General features: G+C 46.9%; 19 protein-coding genes. 13 read left to right on the forward strand and 6 right to left on the reverse strand.

Annotated elements, in window-relative coordinates; genetic code table 11:
• Positions 1–14: 14 nt before the first annotated feature.
• The 6 genes from DET62_RS12080 to pspF are packed head-to-tail and all read right to left on the reverse strand — an operon-like array spanning position 15 to position 6,415.
• Positions 15–827, reverse strand: coding sequence for an ABC transporter ATP-binding protein (locus tag DET62_RS12080; RefSeq protein ID WP_011233989.1), 813 nt, complete (start codon positions 825–827; stop codon positions 15–17).
• Positions 824–1,816, reverse strand: coding sequence for an oligopeptide/dipeptide ABC transporter ATP-binding protein (locus DET62_RS12085; protein ID WP_110014033.1), 993 nt, complete (start codon positions 1,814–1,816; stop codon positions 824–826). The genes DET62_RS12080 and DET62_RS12085 overlap by 4 nt, the downstream gene beginning before the upstream one ends.
• Positions 1,816–2,709, reverse strand: a complete 894-nt coding sequence (locus DET62_RS12090; RefSeq protein WP_110014032.1) for an ABC transporter permease subunit — start codon at positions 2,707–2,709, stop codon at positions 1,816–1,818. Before DET62_RS12090 ends, DET62_RS12085 begins: the two co-directional genes overlap by 1 nt.
• Positions 2,696–3,724, reverse strand: a complete 1,029-nt coding sequence (locus tag DET62_RS12095) for an ABC transporter permease (protein WP_011233986.1) — start codon at positions 3,722–3,724, stop codon at positions 2,696–2,698. Before DET62_RS12095 ends, DET62_RS12090 begins: the two co-directional genes overlap by 14 nt.
• Positions 3,721–5,346: an ABC transporter substrate-binding protein gene (locus DET62_RS12100; protein WP_110014031.1), complete on the reverse strand. Its 1,626-nt coding sequence runs from the start codon at positions 5,344–5,346 to the stop codon at positions 3,721–3,723. Before DET62_RS12100 ends, DET62_RS12095 begins: the two co-directional genes overlap by 4 nt.
• Positions 5,339–6,415: a phage shock protein operon transcriptional activator gene (gene pspF / locus DET62_RS12105; protein WP_011233984.1), complete on the reverse strand. Its 1,077-nt coding sequence runs from the start codon at positions 6,413–6,415 to the stop codon at positions 5,339–5,341. The genes DET62_RS12100 and pspF overlap by 8 nt, the downstream gene beginning before the upstream one ends.
• A 190-nt stretch (positions 6,416–6,605) precedes the next feature.
• On the opposite strand from pspF, the gene pspA reads away from it, so the two are divergent.
• The 13 genes from pspA to maiA all read left to right on the forward strand — a co-directional run bounded on the left by pspA (position 6,606) and on the right by maiA (position 18,586).
• A complete protein-coding gene (pspA, locus tag DET62_RS12110; protein ID WP_011233983.1) occupies positions 6,606–7,280 on the forward strand; it encodes a phage shock protein PspA in 675 nt (224 codons plus the stop codon).
• A gap of 15 nt (positions 7,281–7,295) precedes the next feature.
• The gene (gene pspB / locus DET62_RS12115; RefSeq protein WP_011233982.1) at positions 7,296–7,538 is read left to right on the forward strand and encodes an envelope stress response membrane protein PspB; all 243 of its coding nucleotides are present in this window, start codon (positions 7,296–7,298) and stop codon (positions 7,536–7,538) included.
• A complete protein-coding gene (gene pspC, locus DET62_RS12120) occupies positions 7,535–7,918 on the forward strand; it encodes an envelope stress response membrane protein PspC (protein WP_034820668.1) in 384 nt (127 codons plus the stop codon). The genes pspB and pspC overlap by 4 nt, the downstream gene beginning before the upstream one ends.
• Positions 7,915–9,288 carry a YcjX family protein gene (locus DET62_RS12125; RefSeq protein WP_110014030.1) on the forward strand — a complete coding sequence of 458 codons (1,374 nt, stop codon included), beginning with the start codon at positions 7,915–7,917 and terminating at the stop codon, positions 9,286–9,288. Before pspC ends, DET62_RS12125 begins: the two co-directional genes overlap by 4 nt.
• Positions 9,285–10,274 (forward strand): TIGR01620 family protein, encoded by a 990-nt coding sequence (locus DET62_RS12130; protein ID WP_110014029.1) that lies wholly within the window; start codon positions 9,285–9,287, stop codon positions 10,272–10,274. The genes DET62_RS12125 and DET62_RS12130 overlap by 4 nt, the downstream gene beginning before the upstream one ends.
• Positions 10,275–10,381: 107 nt before the next feature.
• Entirely contained in the window at positions 10,382–11,608 is a 1,227-nt protein-coding gene (locus tag DET62_RS12135; RefSeq protein ID WP_110014028.1) for an aminotransferase class V-fold PLP-dependent enzyme, read from the forward strand.
• A 69-nt stretch (positions 11,609–11,677) separates the two neighbouring features.
• Positions 11,678–12,472, forward strand: coding sequence for a phenylalanine 4-monooxygenase (gene phhA / locus DET62_RS12140; RefSeq protein WP_011233977.1), 795 nt, complete (start codon positions 11,678–11,680; stop codon positions 12,470–12,472).
• Positions 12,473–12,491: 19 nt separating this feature from the next.
• Positions 12,492–12,833: a 4a-hydroxytetrahydrobiopterin dehydratase gene (locus DET62_RS12145; RefSeq protein ID WP_011233976.1), complete on the forward strand. Its 342-nt coding sequence runs from the start codon at positions 12,492–12,494 to the stop codon at positions 12,831–12,833.
• 115 nt (positions 12,834–12,948) lie between these two features.
• Positions 12,949–14,529: a transcriptional regulator TyrR gene (gene tyrR / locus DET62_RS12150; protein ID WP_110014027.1), complete on the forward strand. Its 1,581-nt coding sequence runs from the start codon at positions 12,949–12,951 to the stop codon at positions 14,527–14,529.
• Between the two features lie 190 nt (positions 14,530–14,719).
• The gene (gene hppD, locus DET62_RS12155; RefSeq protein WP_110014026.1) at positions 14,720–15,793 is read left to right on the forward strand and encodes a 4-hydroxyphenylpyruvate dioxygenase; all 1,074 of its coding nucleotides are present in this window, start codon (positions 14,720–14,722) and stop codon (positions 15,791–15,793) included.
• Positions 15,786–16,916 carry a homogentisate 1,2-dioxygenase gene (locus DET62_RS12160; RefSeq protein ID WP_011233973.1) on the forward strand — a complete coding sequence of 377 codons (1,131 nt, stop codon included), beginning with the start codon at positions 15,786–15,788 and terminating at the stop codon, positions 16,914–16,916. Before hppD ends, DET62_RS12160 begins: the two co-directional genes overlap by 8 nt.
• A gap of 6 nt (positions 16,917–16,922) precedes the next feature.
• Positions 16,923–17,948: a fumarylacetoacetate hydrolase family protein gene (locus DET62_RS12165; protein WP_011233972.1), complete on the forward strand. Its 1,026-nt coding sequence runs from the start codon at positions 16,923–16,925 to the stop codon at positions 17,946–17,948.
• Positions 17,948–18,586: a maleylacetoacetate isomerase gene (gene maiA / locus DET62_RS12170; protein ID WP_110014025.1), complete on the forward strand. Its 639-nt coding sequence runs from the start codon at positions 17,948–17,950 to the stop codon at positions 18,584–18,586. Before DET62_RS12165 ends, maiA begins: the two co-directional genes overlap by 1 nt.
• Positions 18,587–18,588 lie beyond the last annotated feature (2 nt).

Below are 18,588 nucleotides of genomic sequence, written 5' to 3' on the forward strand. Positions count from 1 at the left end.
CCGTTTTTTAGTTTTTAGTCAGCGATCTTAGCGCTTCTGTCGCTGTTATATTGAATGTTCTGTTTTAAATGTTCGTGCAGCAATTGTTGAACGTAAGTTTGCTGCGTGTCCTCTAGTACTATGTCTGTTTTATCAAACGCGATCATTTTACCACGATATAAAATTAAGATCTTATCCGCAATGTGTTTCACGATTTGCGGCGAATGTGTCACTAAAATGTAAGAAATACCCATATCTTTCTGAAGATCGAGCATAAGATTAATGATTTGAGCTCTAATTGATGGGTCAAGTGCAACCAGGGCTTCGTCGGCGACAACAATCTGCGGTTCCAGAATAATGGCACGCGCAATACAGACTCTTTGTTTTTGTCCGCTGGACAGCATGTGAGGGTAGAATTCCCAGTGTTCACGTAGCATACCAACGCGTTGCAAGGTTAAATTGACCCGCTCCTGACGTTCGGCAGCCGTTAACTGGGTATTAAATAACAGAGGCTCTTCCAGCTGTTTACCTATATTCAGATGCGCATTCAGAGAGTTTTCACTGTCCTGAAATATCATACGAATGTTGTTACATAGCTGCGGATAGTTATTGCTATGGAGCTTTTGGCCATTAAGCAGAATTTCGCCGCTGGTTGCGGTGTCTACACCCCCAATAATTTGTGCCAGGGTAGACTTCCCCGACCCGGTCTCACCCATTACAGCCAATATTTCTCCGGCTTCAAGGGTGAAAGACAAAGGTTCTATGGCTACCGACTTAGGAGTCCATGGCCAGCCTTTTCGAGAGCGGTACGTTTTGCCGAGGTTTCGAACTTCCAGTAAGTGACTCATGAGCTGCTATCCAGTAGCGGGAAATGGCAATGATACACACGTTGCCGGTCGTGAGTGGCCCGTGGGGCTTTAACGCAGGTCTTTTGAGCGTAAGGGCATCGGGGCCCCAGACGACACCCAATTGGCATATGCCGCAAGGTTGGTATAGAACCGGGTAGGGTCGGTAAACGCGCTTTGTGAGGCAACTCCTGCTGCGTTTGCAATGACATGCGAAGCATCGAATCGGTGTAAGGGTGTGCCGGTTCTGACAAAATCTCGTGGGCGGGCCCTGTTTCCATTAGCTGCCCACAATAAAGCAGTGTTAAACGTTTGGTCTCAGGCAAAATGGAGCCAACATCCTGCGAAATCAATACAACGGACATCTTTTGGCTAACCGCCAGGCGCGCTAGCAAACGATGGATCTGTAAACGGGTTGATGGCTCCATTGCCGTGGTGGGTTCGTCGGCAATAAGTAGTCTGGGACGGTGAGCAATGGCTATAGCAATACTCACCTTTTGCGCGATACCCTGAGACAATTCAAAAGGGTAGCTCTCCATTATTGACTCGTGGTCGCGAATACCCACTCGGTGAAGCAGCCTTTTAACCCGGGTTTTACGGTCAACCCGGCGACGCATGAATGTACCGCGAACATCCCCTTGTGGAATGGCCTCTACAATTTGTTGCTCGACTGTGCTGTTAGGATCCAGATAGGCATTAGGGTCCTGAAAAATCATAGCCATATCGCGCCCGGTAATTTTCCGTCGCTGTTTAGGCGTCATTGCTAGTAGATCCTGGCCATTCCACCAAAGTCTGTCGGCGGTAACCTGCCAGTTGGGGTTTATAAAGCCCATAATGGCTTTTGCCAGCAGGCTCTTTCCCGATCCAGACTCGCCGACAATACTATGAATTTCGCCCTCGGTAAGTTGCAGATTGACTTTATCCAATACTCGAACGATGCCGTGCGCTGTCTGCATTTCTACCGTGAGGTTGCGTATGTCGAGTAACTGCATTAGCTGTTGACCCTTTCTTTTAAAGCACGCCGCAGACTGTCTCCGACAATGTTAATGGACATAATGGTAATAAACAACGTTATGCCCGGTAGCACCATTGACCAGGGAGACAAGTAAACCTCGTCCAGGCTGCGCGCCAGCATACTACCCCATTCAGGAGTTGGTGCCTGAATACCCAGACCAAGGAAGCTAAGAGCCGCAATATCCATAATAGCGACGGAAAGGGATACTGTAAGCTGCATGACCAATGTGGGGGTCACATTAGGTAATATAACCCGGTAAAGCAAGTAGGCCTTGGAACAACCATTGAGTCGTGAGGCGGTAACGTAGTCCTTATGCCACTCCTCGTGTACCGCGTTGCGGGTAACGAAGATAAATTGCGGAATTAATGAAAGCGTTATGGCAAAGGCTACGTTGTTAAAACCAGTACCGAGAATCGCAATAATGATAAGTGCCATTAAAAAAGACGGAATAGACAGCAAGGTATCAAAAAGCCGTGACAAGCTTTGGTATTTTATGGTTCGGTCAATACCGGCAAGAGCCCCTATGCTCATGCCAATTAATGAGGATACTGCGACCATGAGTATCGGTAGGCCCAAACTGTACAGTCCGCCAATTAATAGTCGCGATAACATATCCCGACCTAGATCGTCGGTGCCAAATAAATAATTCATATTACCGCTTTCAACCCATGAAGGGGGAAGCGCAATGGCGTCAGAGAACTGGGTTGATGTATTGAAGGGCGTCAGCAACGGGGACAGCAACACAACCAATATCATTGCCAGCAAAACATATAAGGCAGCCATGGAGAGAAACCTTGACTGGAAGCTTTTCCATACTAGCTTGAGTGGCGACGGGGTTTCATCGTGATGGTAAAGATTAACGTGTGGCATATTGTTCGTGCCTCACTATCGGAAATCGCCAGCCATGGTAAAGCTCGACCAGTAGGTTAAAGAACAAAATAACGAAAGCAAACATTAATACAGCTGCCTGGATAATAGGGTAGTCACGCTCAAAAATACTACGGATAAGCCAGTTGCCCATTCCCGGCCAGTTAAAAATGGACTCAACCACAATACTGTTAGTTAACAGTAAACTGAAGATGAGAGTGGTTTGTTGCAGCACCGATTGCACCGCATTTGGAATAGCGTGTTTTACTAATACTCGGAACTCATTTAATCCACGGGCTCGGGCGGCTTTTACGAAAGGCTTTTGCAGCATTTCCTGAGTAGCGTTTCGCATTAAGCGAAGTAACAGCATCATTGGCATGATAGCCAGTATGATTACCGGTAGAACAATATGATTCAAAGCGTCCTGAAGCGCTGCGGCTTTGTAGTCGGAGTCGCTTAAAAAGACATCGATGAGAATTGAACCGGTCTTTGGTTCGACGCCATATAAAGGGTTTATCTGACCGGTAATGGGGAACCAGCCTAGCTTTATGGCAAACAGCAGTATCAGTAACTGGGCTAACCAGAAAACCGGAATGGAGTACCCAACCATCGCCAGACTTATTACGGTTTGGTCTGAACGCTGCCGAAAGCGGGAGGCAGCAAATACGCCCAATGGTAGTCCAAAAAGAACGGCAACCAGTAAAGCCATAAGGATCAGTTCGATTGACGCCATAAAGTGTTGAATACCATCGGCAAATACCGGTGTACCATTACTCAGAGATAATCCCCAGTCTCCGGCGAACAGGTGTTGCAAGTAACTTAGGTATTGAATGGCCAGGTTCTGGTCACCGCCACGCAGTTCAGCCATTAATGGGTAACTGCTCTGGAACGACCGGATGCCGCTCATATTGGTTATTGGGTCGCCTGGAAACAAGTAATTAAGGCTAAAGCTAAACAGCGTTAGTAAAAACACAGCAATAATAAAAACGCTTAAACGGCCTAAAAGATAGCGGGTCATTGTGATTCTTCCTCCACCGTATTTTTAGTGGCCAGGCGAAAGTTAATACCACCATAAGGGGGAAGCTCTACGCCGCTGATATTTTTCTGCTGTGCCTGAAAGCGTTTGGAATGGGCAATAGGCAGCAAAGGTTGTTGCTGATTCAGTAAGTGCTGAGCTGATTGATACAGAGCTTTACGCTCCTCTGGTACCGTGGTTGCAATGGCGCTGTAAAGCAATTGGTCAAAGCCAGGGTGGCACCAGTTAGCCCGGTTACCTCCCGTTGCTACGGCAGCACAGCTCAACAATGGCCTGAAAAAGTTATCAGGGTCAGCATTGTCGGCGTACCAGCCAATTAGAACAGTGTCGTGTTCACCACGAGAAAGGCGGCGACGAAAGGTGTTCCATTCATAAGAAACAATGCTCGCGGAAACACCAATTTGGGCTAAGTCCGACTGCATTAGTTCCGCCATTCTGCGAGCGTTCGGGTTGTAAACCCGCTGTACTGGCATAGCCCAGATATTTATATTTAAATTTGAATGACCGGCTTCTTTTAATAAGCGTTTAGCCTTTTCCGGGTCATATTGATACTGGATACCGCGGTCATCATAAGCCCAGGACGTTGGAGGTAATATTGACTGTGCCAGCTCAGCATTACCGTAGTATATGGTCTGAATAATCGCTTCGCGATTAATAGCGTGGCTCAGTGCCTGACGAACGAGAGGGTCATCAAAAGGTTTTTTCTCAGTATTAAATGCCCAGAAAGACACATTTGGACTCACCTCATCAGTGACAATTAACTGATCTCGGTTGAGAGCCTGTAATTCACTCACCAGCGGGTAAGGAATAATGTCACATTCGCCGGTAACTAGCTTAAGCATACGCTTGTTTGCATTTGGGGTAATAGAGTACACCAAATGTTCAATTCCGGGGCCTTCCCGCCAGTACCCAGGATGTCGGGAGTAACGTATTAACACGTCTTTGCGATAACTTTCGAAACGGTAGGGGCCGGTTCCTATCGGTAGAGCATCTATTTGTCCGGGTCGCTCTTCAATTAATAATTGTTGTGCGTACTCTGCGGATAAAATAACGGCAAAGTCTGTCGCCAGGTTCGCTAAAAACGAACTATCGGCATTATTCAGCACAATATCGACAGTCATTTTATCAATTTTGACAACTTTATTTATTAACTGGTCCAGCCCTGTGGCTCTGAAAAATGGATAACTCCCTCCAACTTGATGATAAAGACTGGTTTCATCCAGCCACCGGTTAAAGCTGAACTGAACGTCTTCAGCGGTTAGTTCGCGGCTAGGCTGAAAGTAGTTGGTGGTATGAAATTTTACGCCTTCGCGCAAATGAAATCGATAACGAGTGCCGTTATCCAAAGTTTCCCAGCGCTTCGCAAGCGCCGGTACAAATTTTTGTTGCTCAGCATCGTAATCAATTAACCTGTCATAGAGTTGAGCAGCGGTGGCATCAACGGTGGTGCCGGAGGTAACAAGCTGAGGATTAAAAGAAGCGGGGTTGCCTTCCGAACAATAAATAATACCGTTGGCCAGAGGAGCCGGCTCAGGTTCATCGGACTGGCAGCCTGAGAGAAACGCTGCTGCTATAACAGCTACATTGGCGTACGCTTTAATCATTAGCTGCAGAAGCCCCTTCCAATAACTGATACTTTTTTAAGTAACCCCGTAACTGATGATAAGTCAGTCCAAGAAAATTAGCTGTTTTCTTTTGGTTAAACTGACATAAACGCAAGGCTTGCGACAAGACATCAATTTCATACTCTTGCGACTTTTGCTTAAAGTCTATTGGCTGTTCGGCGTTGAGTTTCGGCATATCAATTAATTCATTACTTTCAGCATTGCTTTGTTCATTAGCTACCGGCTCTTGCGGTACAGCTTTTTCGGTAACCGGAGTTTTAGGCCGGAACGGACTGTTAAACGGGTCAATAATAATATCGTGAATAGGCACATGCCCATTTCCCAGCCGATATAAGCTTCGCTCTACTGTGTTTTTAAGCTCGCGTACGTTACCGGGCCAATGATATTCAAGCAAGGTCTTACGTGCTTTCTCGGAAAAACCACTGAATAACTCCAGTTCCATTTCGCGTGCCATAGAAATAGCAAAGTGCTCAGCAAGTAACATAATATCGTCACGGCGCTCGCGTAATGGCGGCAGCGTAATGACATCAAATGCCAGGCGATCCAGCAAATCTGAACGAAATTGGCCTTTGGCAGCAAGTGATGGGAGGTCTTCATTGGTAGCGGCAATGAGGCGAGTGTCGACTTTAACTGAATGACGGCCACCCACTCGCTCAAATTCTCCGTACTCAATAACCCGCAGCAGCTTTTCCTGAACTCGCAAAGACGTATTGGCTAATTCATCAAGAAATAGCGAACCACTGTCAGCGCGTTCAAAACGACCTTCGTGCTTCTTTGCGGCTCCGGTGAAAGCACCAGCTTCATGTCCAAAGAGTTCACTGTCGAGTAAGTTTTCATTCAGTGCGGCACAGTTGAGGGTAACGTATTGCTGTTGCCAGCGTCTGGACAGGTAATGACAACGCGCCGCAATAAGCTCTTTACCAGTACCACGTTCACCAATAATTAATACGGGCTTATCGAGAGGAGCAATCTGCGACACTTGTTCCAGCACATCGGAAAAGCTGTTGGATTGTCCGATGAGGTTGTCGGGTTTTCGCTCAGGGCGCATGTCGAATGCCTTATATTATAGTTATTTTTGCTAATTATTAGTTTATTTTACGAACTCCCGCAAGGGTGTAATTCACATAAACTATAAAAAGTATTTATAAAACAAGTTGTTATGGCATAAATAAAAGTTGGCCTGATACTTGAATAATAAATCATCGAGTTGTTTATTAAACCAGTATGAGGTCATTATTATGGGTATTTTTTCACGTTTTAGCGATATCGTGAACTCCAATATCAATTCTTTATTGGATAAAGCCGAAGATCCGCAAAAAATGGTACGCCTGATTATTCAGGAGATGGAAGATACGTTAGTTGAAGTACGCTCTACGTCAGCGCGCCTGTTAGCTGAAAAGAAAGACATTCAGCGTCAGCAGCAACGGATGGAAAACGAAGTTCAGGACTGGGAAAACAAAGCTGAGCTGGCGTTAACCAAAGAGCGTGATGATTTAGCTCGTCAGGCATTAATTGAAAAGCAAAAAGCACAGCAGGGCGTTGACTCGTTGCAGCAGGAAATGGATCGCGTTAATGAAAACCTGGACAAGCTAAATGATGAAATTGGCCAACTTCAGGAAAAACTGGCCGATGCTAAGTCTCGCCAAAAAGCGATTCTGATGCGTCAGAAGGCGGCCAGCAGTCGCTTGCAGGTTAAGCAACAGGTCGATAGTGGCAAAGTAGATGACGCAATGCAGCGGTTTGACCGCTACGAAGCCAAAATCGATGATTTGGAAGCCCAGGTTGAATCTTATGATATGGGTAAACGGACATTACGTGACGAATTTGCAGAGCTGGAAAACGAGAGTAAAGTGAATGACGAGCTGGAAGCATTGCGTGCTCGTATGAGCTCAAAAACCAAACAAGACTCTTAAAACAGGCTTAAAAAAATGGATATTGAAGCAATACTAGGGATGTTGATGGCGCCGATTATTTTGTTTGTCATTATAGTCGCGCCTATCTGGATCATCCTTCATTACCGCAGTAAACGACAAATGAATCAGGGATTGAATGAGGAAGAAAGGGAATCTTTAGCGTTACTGGCGAATCAGGCAAAACGCATCCGTGAGCGTGTACAGACACTGGAACGTATTCTGGATGCTGACGCTCCGGGCTGGAGGGACAGACAATGAGCGAGAGAAGACCCAAACGAGAACTGCGTCGTGACTCAGAGCGAGGAAAAATTGCAGGTGTTTGTGCTGGTATTGCAGATTACCTGAACCTGGAACCCTGGCTAATACGAGTGGCCTTTGTTACTGGAGTGATTTTTACTAACGGCTCTTTCTTTGTACTTTATATCGCCGGTTGGTTAATTCTGGATAAAAAGCTACCGAATACTGAGCGTCATAATGTTGATGTAAAGACTAAGGTCTGGCAGGGCGGAGAACCGCCGCGTGAAGCTTTTCGCGATATAAAGCGAGAGTTTGATGAACTGGAGCAACAGTTGCAATCAATGGAAAAGTACGTAACCTCAAATCACTATAATCTTCAACGAGAATTTAATCGTCTGTGAGCCGTTTTCAAAAGCTACAACACCAAACCCGCGACGTTATTCATCGCGGGTTTGATCGTCATATACGTCTGGCTGTAACGGGGTTAAGCGGAGCGGGAAAAACCGCGTTAATCACCGGTTTACTTGAGCAGCTATTATATGCGAATGAAACGCAGCAATTGCCTTATTTTAAGGTGAAGCAACAACAGCGTCTTAATGGCTGTCGTTTGCACACCAGTAGTAACTGGCAAGTCTCGCGTTTTGACTACGAAGGGGCAATAGACTGTTTAACCACAGATGTGCCCCGGTGGCCACAGTCGACACGCGATGTGAGTGAAATACGTGTCGAAATAAAGTATAAGCCGCATCGAGGCTTAGCCGGGCGAGTGCTCGACACTCGTCGGTTAACCCTGGATTTAATTGACTATCCGGGCGAATGGCTGCTGGATTTGCCGCTACTAAAACTGAGCTATGACGAGTGGAGCCAGCAACAGCAGCGCTTACTGAAAGCTGAGTTACGACATAAACTGGCAGAGAGCTGGTTGATTAAGGTGCAGACAGCTGCAAACGCCGCGTCAGAGGATAAAGCTGAGCAGCAGATACGTGAACTGGCATCGGGGTATCGCTCTTTTTTACGCCAGTGCCGGGAGCAAAAATTATTATTGTTGCAACCCGGAAGAATGGTATTACCCGGAGAGCTTGAGGGAGCTCCGGCGCTGGAGTTTTTCCCCTGGCCGTTGTCACAGCCAATACCCGATGCCTGGGCGAAACGCTTGCGGGAGAAATACCGTTACTATCAGCAGCATGTGGTGACTCCGTTTTATCAAAAATACTTTAAGCATTTTAATCGGCAGGTTGTGTTAGTTGATGTCCTGCAGGCGTTGCAAAATGGTGAGCATCATTTTGCTGAATTACAGTTGGCAATAAATGAACTGATGAAGAGCTTTTCTTATGGCAATAATAGCTTGCTAAAACGGTTGATGTCGCCGGTTATTGATAAAGTCGCGCTGGTTGCGACAAAAGCCGACAGTATTGCCCCGCAAGACCATCAAAAACTGACGGAATTACTGCGTGTTATGACGCAGAAGCAGCGTCAGGAGCTACAGTTTGATCAAATACCTCACCAGGTATTTAGCGTGGCCGGCATTGCCACCAGTCAAATTAAAAAATTAAGTAACGGTACGACTGTTCTGGATGGTATTAATGAAAGCCGTGAGTTTGTGCGGGTTGGTGCACCAGAGGTACCTAATGCCATACCAACGGCTGCGGACTGGCAACAAGGCTATATTTATCCGCAGTTTTACCCCGGCTTCACCGCGCAGAACTCACCTCTGCCGCATATACGGCTGGATCAGCTGCTTGAATACGTTCTGGGAGATAAACTCAAATGAGTGATCCGCGCAAGTTAACTTACTATTCGGTGGATGAACCGGCAGTTGAAGTTTCTGATACCGATAATATGCCTGAGCAAGCAGGACTTGAAACGGTGGCTACACAGGCAGCTGCGGGCGCCAAGTCTGGTCGCTGGGGTAAGTGGCTGGCACTGGGTTTAGTGGTTGCTTTATCGGCCGCTGTTATCGAATCGGTGTTGATGGTTATTGAGCGTTTTCAACAAAACATATTTTTAGGCAGTTTGTGGGCGGTTGGTTTTGGTGTTATTGCGTTGGCATTATTGAGCTTTATGGTGCGTGAAATCTGGTTGCTGCAAAAGTTGAAACGGCGCTGGAAAAGACAGTCTGAAGATCCCAAACCGGAGCAACAGTTACAGCTTCTGCAACATCCGGATTTAGAACATCGCTGGCAGCAAATCAAACAACCGTATTGGTCTGCGGATGAAGAACGCGAACGTTTTGAAGTGGACGTCTTAAGCCGTATAGACCAGCAGGCTACCCGTATTACAAGTCGCTGGTCGGCAGAAGCCGCCGCCATGGTGGCAGTGAGCCCCTTCGCCTTGTTGGATATGCTTATCGTTATGTGGCGTAACCAGCGCATGATATCGCGTATTGCCGAGTTGTACGGCGTAAAACTGGGGTATTGGGCCAGAGTTCGCTTATGGCGTCAGGTGTTTGCCAATATTGTTTACGCAGGGCTAAGCGAAGTTGCGGTTGATTTAGGTGCTCAGTGGGTTAGCGCCGAGCTATTAACGCGTTTATCAACCCGGGCCGGACAGGGTTTAGGGGCTGGTTTGCTCACCGCCAGGCTGGGCTACCAAGTGATTGAATTATGTCGACCCATGCCGTTCGAGAAGGTTAAAAAGCCGGGCTATTTAAAACTGCAAAAAGACTTACTAAGCCAGCTAAAGAGCGTTTTACCTTTTATTTATAAATCGCGTCAGGCAAAGGCTACAGCGACATCTGATCAGAAAGTGGAAAACTAGCGTTACAGTTGTTTATAGGTTTGACACAGCGCAAAGATTGCCAACTAAGGTAAGCTCGTTGCACTCTGTTGCTCGTTAACAAATTTCTGACAAACGAGCCAAAACGCATGTCTTCTGATTTAAAACCACATAATAATAAATGGCAGCCAGCGACTCAGGTAATTCATGCCGGAGCCGCGCATGATGACCCTCATGGCGCGTTAACCGCGCCACTTTATCAGACCTCGACTTTTCGGTTTTCTTCTGCGGAGCAGGGCACTCGCCGCTTTGCCGGCGAGGAAGACGGCTATATTTACAGCCGTTTAGGTAACCCGACAACAGCAGAACTGGAGCGCCGGATGGCGTCGCTTGAAGGTTATGAAGCTGCTGCTGCGGCAGCGACCGGGATGGGTGCTATTGCGGCTGCTACTATGGCTTTTGTGCGCAGCGGTGATCATATTGTGGTATCAGATGCCATTTACGGTTGCAGTTTTGCATTGTTCAGTGAGTTGTTTGAGCGCTTCGGCGTCGAAGCCGACTTTATTGATTTAAACAACGAAGGCCTGTTGAAAGAAACCCTGCGTGAGAATACCCGCTTAGTTTTTCTGGAAACCCCGGCTAACCCGCACCTGAAAGTGGTTGATATCGAAAAAGTTCATGCGGTAATTGCTGACTCAGATATTCGTCTGGTGGTGGATAATACCTTTATGACGCCACTGATGCAGCAGCCCAAACGACATGGTGCCGATATTGTTGTGCACAGTGCAACTAAGTTCCTCAATGGTCATGGTGACGTGGTCGCCGGCATTATTTGTGGCAGTGACGACGATATTAACACCATTAAAAGTACAACCTTAAAGGATATGGGCGCCACCATCAGTCCACATGACGCCTGGCTTATACTGCGTGGTCTGAAAACCCTGGATGTGCGCATGCAGCGCCACTGTGAAAACGCCGATGCGGTTTACGGTTTTCTGGCCGCGCGGCAGGATATAAAAAAGATTTACTACCCCGGAGCTCCTGACCACGAGGCACAAGCTTTAATGGGTAAACAGATGAGCCGTAACGGAGCAGTTATAGCTTTTGAACTGGAAGGCGATGAAGCGAAAGCACGTTACTTTCTGAATCAATTGCGGATGATAGCTCTGGCAGTGAGTCTGGGCGATGCTGAAACTCTCATTCAGCACCCGGCGTCAATGACGCATTCCCCGTATACGCCGGAGGCTCGTCTTAAGGCGGGGATTTCGGATACATTGATCCGAATTGCGGTAGGCTTAGAAGCAGCAGACGATATTATTGCGGATCTTGAACAGGCGCTGGAGGCCTGCCGTGTGCAGTGGCAGAAGTCCGCGTAATTCTGCGAAAGATGAACTAATAATAACAAAAACGATCAAACATTAATGAGGAAGCAACAAGGCTGAATTATGGGTAAACAAAGTCAATACGTATCAAGGCAACCGGATGAAAACGGTATTATTCAGTGGAGTGACGAAGAAAATCAGGTCTGGAAGGATTTGGTCGAACGTCAGTTGGAATGCATACCGGGTAAAGCTTGCGATGAGTATATGAAGGGACTGGAGTTACTCGACTTGCCGAAGGATCGCTTGCCACAAATGCATGAAATTAATAATGTGCTGGAGAGAGAGACAGGCTGGCAAGTTGCAGCAGTTCCAGCGTTAATTCCATTTGACGAGTTTTTTCGCCTACTGGCAAACAAGCAGTTTCCGGTAGCAACCTTTATTCGCACACGGGAAGAGTTTGATTACTTGCAGGAACCTGATATTTTTCACGAAATATTCGGACACTGCCCGCTATTAACCAACCCGGCGTTTGCGCATTTTACTCACCAATACGGTAAATTGGGTTATGCAGCCACACCCAAAGAACGGGTCTATCTGGCTCGCCTGTACTGGTTTACTGTAGAGTTCGGGTTATTGAAAACCGAAGAGGGTATCCGAATTTATGGTGGCGGTATTTTATCGTCTCCGGCTGAAACGGAATACGCCGTTAACAGCGATACGCCAGAGCGCAAACCACTGAAAGCGTTAGATGCGCTACGTACACCGTACCGAATTGATATTATTCAACCTATCTACTACACCATAGAGAGTGTGGACGAGCTGTTTAAGATATCCGATATGGATATCATGTCGCTGGTTCATGAAGCTATGGAGCTAGGGTTGTTTGAACCAAAATTTCCACCAAAAGATGCAGCTTAAGGCAAAGGAGTATTAAAAAATGTCAAACTTGGAAAATGCACGTTGCGAAGCGTGTCATGCAGACGCGCCACAAGTCAGCGATGAAGAGCTGAAAGAGCTGATGCGTGAGATACCTGACTGGACGCCGGTGACAAACGACAACGTTATGATGTTGCAGCGCGAATTTAAGTTTAAAAACTTTAAGCAGGCGCTGGCTTTTACTAACCGAGTAGGTGACCTTGCCGAGGAAGAAAAACATCACCCTGAGCTGGTGACTGAATGGGGCAAAGTAACGGTTACCTGGTGGACCCACGCTATTAACGGTTTGCATAAAAATGACTTTATTATGGCGGCAAAAACCGACAGTGTAGTTGACGCTTAGCCAGCTTTGTCGATGAACTGCATGGAACCCCGGTCTATTGGCCGGGGTTTTTGTTTTTTAAGCGGGAACAATAGTGTATTATTTGCTTTACATTTAGTTCAATGCAGTAGGGTTTATGCGACTTGAGATAACTTGTGATGACCGTCTGGGTATCTGTCAGGATGTTCTGCAAATTTTGCGAGACCACGAAATTGATTTACGTGGCATTGAAGTCGATCCTAAAGGAAAAATCTTCCTAAATTTTCCTGAATTAGCCTTCGATGATTTTCGGCATTTGATGCCTCAGATTCGTCGCATTCCCAATATTATTGACGTAAAAACCATTCCTTACATGCCGTTTGAACGCGAGCATTATGAATTTAGTTTGCTGTTAAGTACCTTGCCGGATCCGGTTCTTTCCATTGATAGCAAAGGTCATATCGACATTATCAATGACGCCGGCTTACGTTTATTAGCGGGTCAGGAAGACAGCCTTAAAGGTGAGCCGCTTATGCAGTATGTGCATGGCATCTCGCTACAACGCTGGCTGGATAAAAAGCCCCGTGACCCTATTTACGAGGCCGTGACCATAGGCAATTCAGAGTACTACGCTCAATTATTGCCTATCTGGGTTAACGACGAAGAAGGCAGTACGGCGTTTGCCGGCGCGGTAATGACTTGTAAGTCAGAGCCCGTAACAGCAACCTGGCAGAGTCAGGACAATGAAAAAGCCTTTGAGCGCCTGCTGACCGATAACAGCACTATGAAACGCGTTATTAAAGATGCGCAGCGTATGGCAGAGCTTGACGCGCCGCTGTTAATTGAAGGTGAAACGGGTGTCGGTAAAGAGCTGTTGGCAAAAGCCTGTCATTTAGCCAGCCAGCGTCAGGATAAACCCTTTTTAGCCATAAATTGTGCGGCATTACCAGACAATGTTGCTGAGAGCGAACTTTTTGGTCATGGTGAAGGCAGTATAAGCAGCCAGAGCACTCGTAAAACCGGAGTCCTGGAACAATCTGCCGGGGGCACAGTATTACTGGACTCAGTCAGTGAAATGTCTATTGGCCTGCAGGCAAAATTACTACGCTTTTTAGAAGACGGTGTGTTTCGCCGCATTGGCGAAGAGCAGGAAGTGAGCGTAGACGTGCGAGTTATTTGCACTGCTCAGGGTAACCTATACGAACTCGTTGAAAACGGCGAATTTCGCGAAGACTTGTATTATCGGCTTAACGTTTTGGCACTGAATGTCCCGCCACTGCGTGAACGCAAAAGCGATATTTTATTGTTGGCAGAGCATTTTGTGACTCAGGCCTGTAAAAAGCTCGGGCGCAGTCAGGTAAGTTTAAGCCGGGCGGCGAAAGAGCGGCTCAAGCGTTACCAGTGGCCGGGTAATGTGCGCCAGCTGGAAAACACCATGTTTCGTTCGGTTTCAATGATAGAAGGTTATACGCTGGAGCCCGCGGATATCCGTTTGCCTGAGTTGAATCAGGAAGATGACCAGCTAGCACTGGATATCGACGATATGAGCCTGGACGATGCGGTTCGTCGTTTTGAAAGCCACGTACTACGCCGTTTGTATCCGAGCTTCCCCAGTACAAGGCAACTGGCAAAACGTTTAGGGCTTTCCCATACCGCAGTGGCCAATAAATTACGCGATTATGGCATTGGTAAGCAACGCAGTGGTCGTGCCCGTAAAGCAGAACAGACAAAAAAGTAGTCTTGTAACAAAAGCTTTACAAGTTAAACAGGCTGTACCTTGATCCAGAGCAAGTGTTCAGCCTGTACATTAAACTTTACGTTTTAACCTTAACTTCAGCAATTTGCTATCTTCTCCTCTTATTCGCCTTTTCCCCACAACTACCGCTACAGTCATGGTGTTAACAACCGAATAATAAGAGGAAGTAACCATGACAGATAAAATGATTAATCCGTTAAATACAGACGGTTTTGAGTTCGTTGAGTATACCGCTCCGGATCAGAAAGGCATTGATGCGTTAAAAGACTTGTTCGATAAACTGGGTTTCACTGAAGTGGCTAAGCACAAGAGCAAGCAGGCCTGGTTGTACAAGCAGAACGACATTAATTTCATTATTAACGCTGAACCGGGCGGGCAGGCTGAAGAGTTTGCGAAAGACCATGGTCCAAGTGTTTGTGGTATGGCTTGGCGTGTCGAAGATTCGGCTCATGCATTGAAGCACTCACTTGATAACGGTGCCAAAGCTTTTCCTGCTGATAAAGGCGTTGTTGAAGGTGTTCCGGCAGTTTTTGGTATTGGCGAAAGTGCGTTGTATTTTGTCGACAACTACGAAAACCATGAAATTTATAAGCAGCATTTCGACTTCTATGAAAACTGGGAAGCGAAAATGAGCGAGCACGCCGCTGGTCTGTTTGAAATAGACCATCTGACGCACAACGTATTCCGTGGCAACATGGATACTTGGGCTGGCTTCTATGAGCGCATTGGTAACTTCCGTGAAATTCGTTACTTCGACATTGAAGGCAAACTGACAGGCTTGTTAAGCCGCGCTATGACAGCGCCTTGCGGTAAGATCCGTATTCCAATTAACGAATCTCACGATGACAAATCGCAAATTGAAGAGTACTTAAAAGAGTACAAAGGCGAGGGTATTCAGCACATTGCTTTAACCAGTGACAATATCTACAAAACCGTAAAAGACCTGCGTTCTATTGGTATGGACTTCATGGATACGCCGGAAACTTACTACGAGAAAGTGAATGACCGCGTTGAAGGGCATCAGGAAGATTTAGACGCACTACGTGAACAGCGTATTCTAATCGACGGTGCGCCAATGAAAGATGGCATTTTACTGCAAATCTTTACTCAAACCGTAATTGGTCCGGTGTTCTTTGAAATCATTCAGCGTAAAGGCAACGAAGGTTTCGGCGAAGGTAACTTCAAAGCGCTATTCGAAAGCATTGAAGAAGATCAGATCCGCCGGGGAGTGTTAAGCGATGCGTAAATGGATCAGCTTTCCGAAACAGGTGGGCAAGTCATCTCGACAGGCCCACGCTGATTTTCCGGAGCAAGCCATTTATGAACGTGAAGCTGGTCGTAGTGGCTTTTTCGGTCCGGCCACGCATTTTCACCATCAGCATGCTCCGACCGGTTGGTCGGAGTGGCGTGGGCCTCTGCGCCCACGGGCTTTCGATTTTAACAAGCTAGAAGCCATAGCTCCGGAAAACCCCTGGTTAACGCCTGACTTATTGCACAATAATAACTGCCGTTTTCGCTTGTGGCATTGCCATAGCAAAATGGATTATTTAGTGCGTAATGCCGACGGCGATGACTTGCTCTTTGTTCATGAAGGCAGTGGTCATCTGCATTGTGATTACGGGCATATTCACCTGGTGAAAGGGGACTACTTTTTAATTCCCCGCTCTACTAACTGGCGTCTTGAGCCTGATGAAACCATGCAGTTGTTGATGATTGAAGCAACAAATGGCTCTTATAGCTTGCCGGAAAAAGGTCTGGTGGGTAATCATGCTATTTTCGATCCGGCAGTGCTGGATACACCGGATATCGATGAGGCGTTTCAGGCGCAATACAGCGAAGAACAGTGGCAGGTGTATGTAAAACGTCATCAGCAGGTGTCGGTTATCACTTACCCTTATAACCCGCTGGATGCGATAGGCTGGCACGGTGAGTTAGCTCCGGTTCGTCTGAATTGGCGTGATATCCGGCCGTTAATGAGCCATCGTTATCATTTGCCGCCTTCAGCGCATACAACTTTTGTTGCTGATCGTTTTGTGGTCTGCACTTTTGTTCCGCGTCCTATCGAGTCAGATCCGGGCGCATTGAAGGTGCCTTTCTACCACAATAATGATGATTACGACGAAGTGCTGTTCTATCACGAAGGTGACTTTTTCAGTCGTGATAATATCGACCGCGGTATGGTAACCTTCCATCCGGCAGGATTTACTCATGGCCCACACCCGAAAGCGTTTAAAGCCGGGCGTGAGCATAAAAAGAAATTCACAGACGAAGTTGCGGTTATGCTTGATACCCGCGATGCCTTGCAAGCAAGTGATGAGGCTTTAGCGGTTGAAAACCCGGACTACGTCTACAGTTGGCAGGAGAAATAACAACTTATGAAACTCGCCACATACAGAAATGGTACTCGTGACGGTCAGTTAATGGTCGTCAGCAGGAATTTAAATGCAGCAGTAGCGGTTCCTGCTATTGCGTCTTGCATGCAAGAGTTGCTCGACAACTGGGACGGCATTGCACCTAAGCTCGAAAAAATCTATCAGCAGCTTAACGACAGCGACGTGGATGGCAGTATCCAGTTCGATGAAGCTTTATGTGAGTCGCCTCTACCTCGTGCGTATCAGTGGGCTGATGGCAGTGCCTATGTAAACCACGTTGAATTAGTTCGGCGTGCACGTGGTGCCGAGATGCCACCGAGCTTCTGGGAAGATCCTTTAATGTACCAGGGCGGTTCTGATGATTTCTTAGCGCCTTACGACGATATTGAAATGGGCAGCACTGAATGGGGCATCGACTTTGAAGGCGAAATTGCCATTATTACTGACGATGTGCCAATGGGTGTTGACGCGAAAACCGCCGGGCAGCACATTAAATTATTGATGCTGGTTAATGACGTTTCGTTGCGCGGGCTTATTCCGGGAGAGCTGGGAAAAGGTTTTGGCTTTTTCCAGAGTAAACCATCGTCAGCTTTTTCGCCGGTCGCGGTAACACCAGATGAACTGGGCGACGCGTGGAAAGCCAACAAGGTGCATTTACCACTATTGTCAGAGTACAACGGTAAAGCTTTTGGTAAACCTAATGCCGGTGAAGATATGACCTTTGACTTTGGCCAGTTGGTTGCTCATGCAGCGAAGACTCGTCATTTAGGGGCTGGTGCTATTATTGGCTCGGGTACAGTTTCCAATAAACAGGGAACTGACCACGGAACCTCTATTGAAGAAGGTGGTGTTGGCTACAGCTGTATTGCCGAAGTGCGTATGATTGAAACCATTCGTGATGGCAAGCCGGCGACGCAGTTTATGCAATTTGGTGACACCATCAAAATGGAAATGAAAGATGATGGTGGCCAGTCAATATTCGGCACCATTAACCAAAAAGTTGTTCAATACGAAGGTCCTGAAAAGTGATGAAACTTTACGGCTACTGGCGCTCAAGCGCCAGTTACCGGGTTCGTATTGCGTTAAACCTCAAAGGGCTGGCGTACGAGTACGAACCGGTGCATTTAGTAAAAGACGGCGGACAACAGCACAGTGAGGCTTATCGAAAGCTTAATCCTGCGCGTTTGGTTCCTACTTTTTTAGATGGCGACGTTAGATTAAATCAGTCCTTAGCCATTATTGAGTATCTGGAAGAGTGTTATCCAAAGAAACCTTTATTGCCCTCCGCTCCAGCTGACAAAGCCAGAGTCAGAGCCTTGGCTTATGATTTAGCCTGCGAACTGCAACCTGTTACAAATTTACGAGTGCTACAGTACTTAACCGGTGAGCTGAATTGCAGTGACGAACAACGCTCAGCCTGGATAGCTAACTGGGTAGAACGAAGTTTTACCGCATTTGAACAGCGGCTTACCGAGTATGCAGGTGATTATTGCTATGGTAATTCGGTAACATTGGCTGATATCTGTTTGATACCTCAGGTATACAATGCACAACGCTTTAATTTGGATTTAACGGCATATCCAACTTTAATGGCGGTGCATGAACGTTTGCAGGCGCTTGACGCAGTGCAACAGGCTCGGCCTGAAAATCAAGCGGATGCACAGTAATC

Origin of the sequence: Idiomarina sp. H2, from assembly GCF_004364275.1 — a bacterium.
Classification (GTDB): Bacteria; Pseudomonadota; Gammaproteobacteria; order Enterobacterales; family Alteromonadaceae; genus Idiomarina; species Idiomarina loihiensis.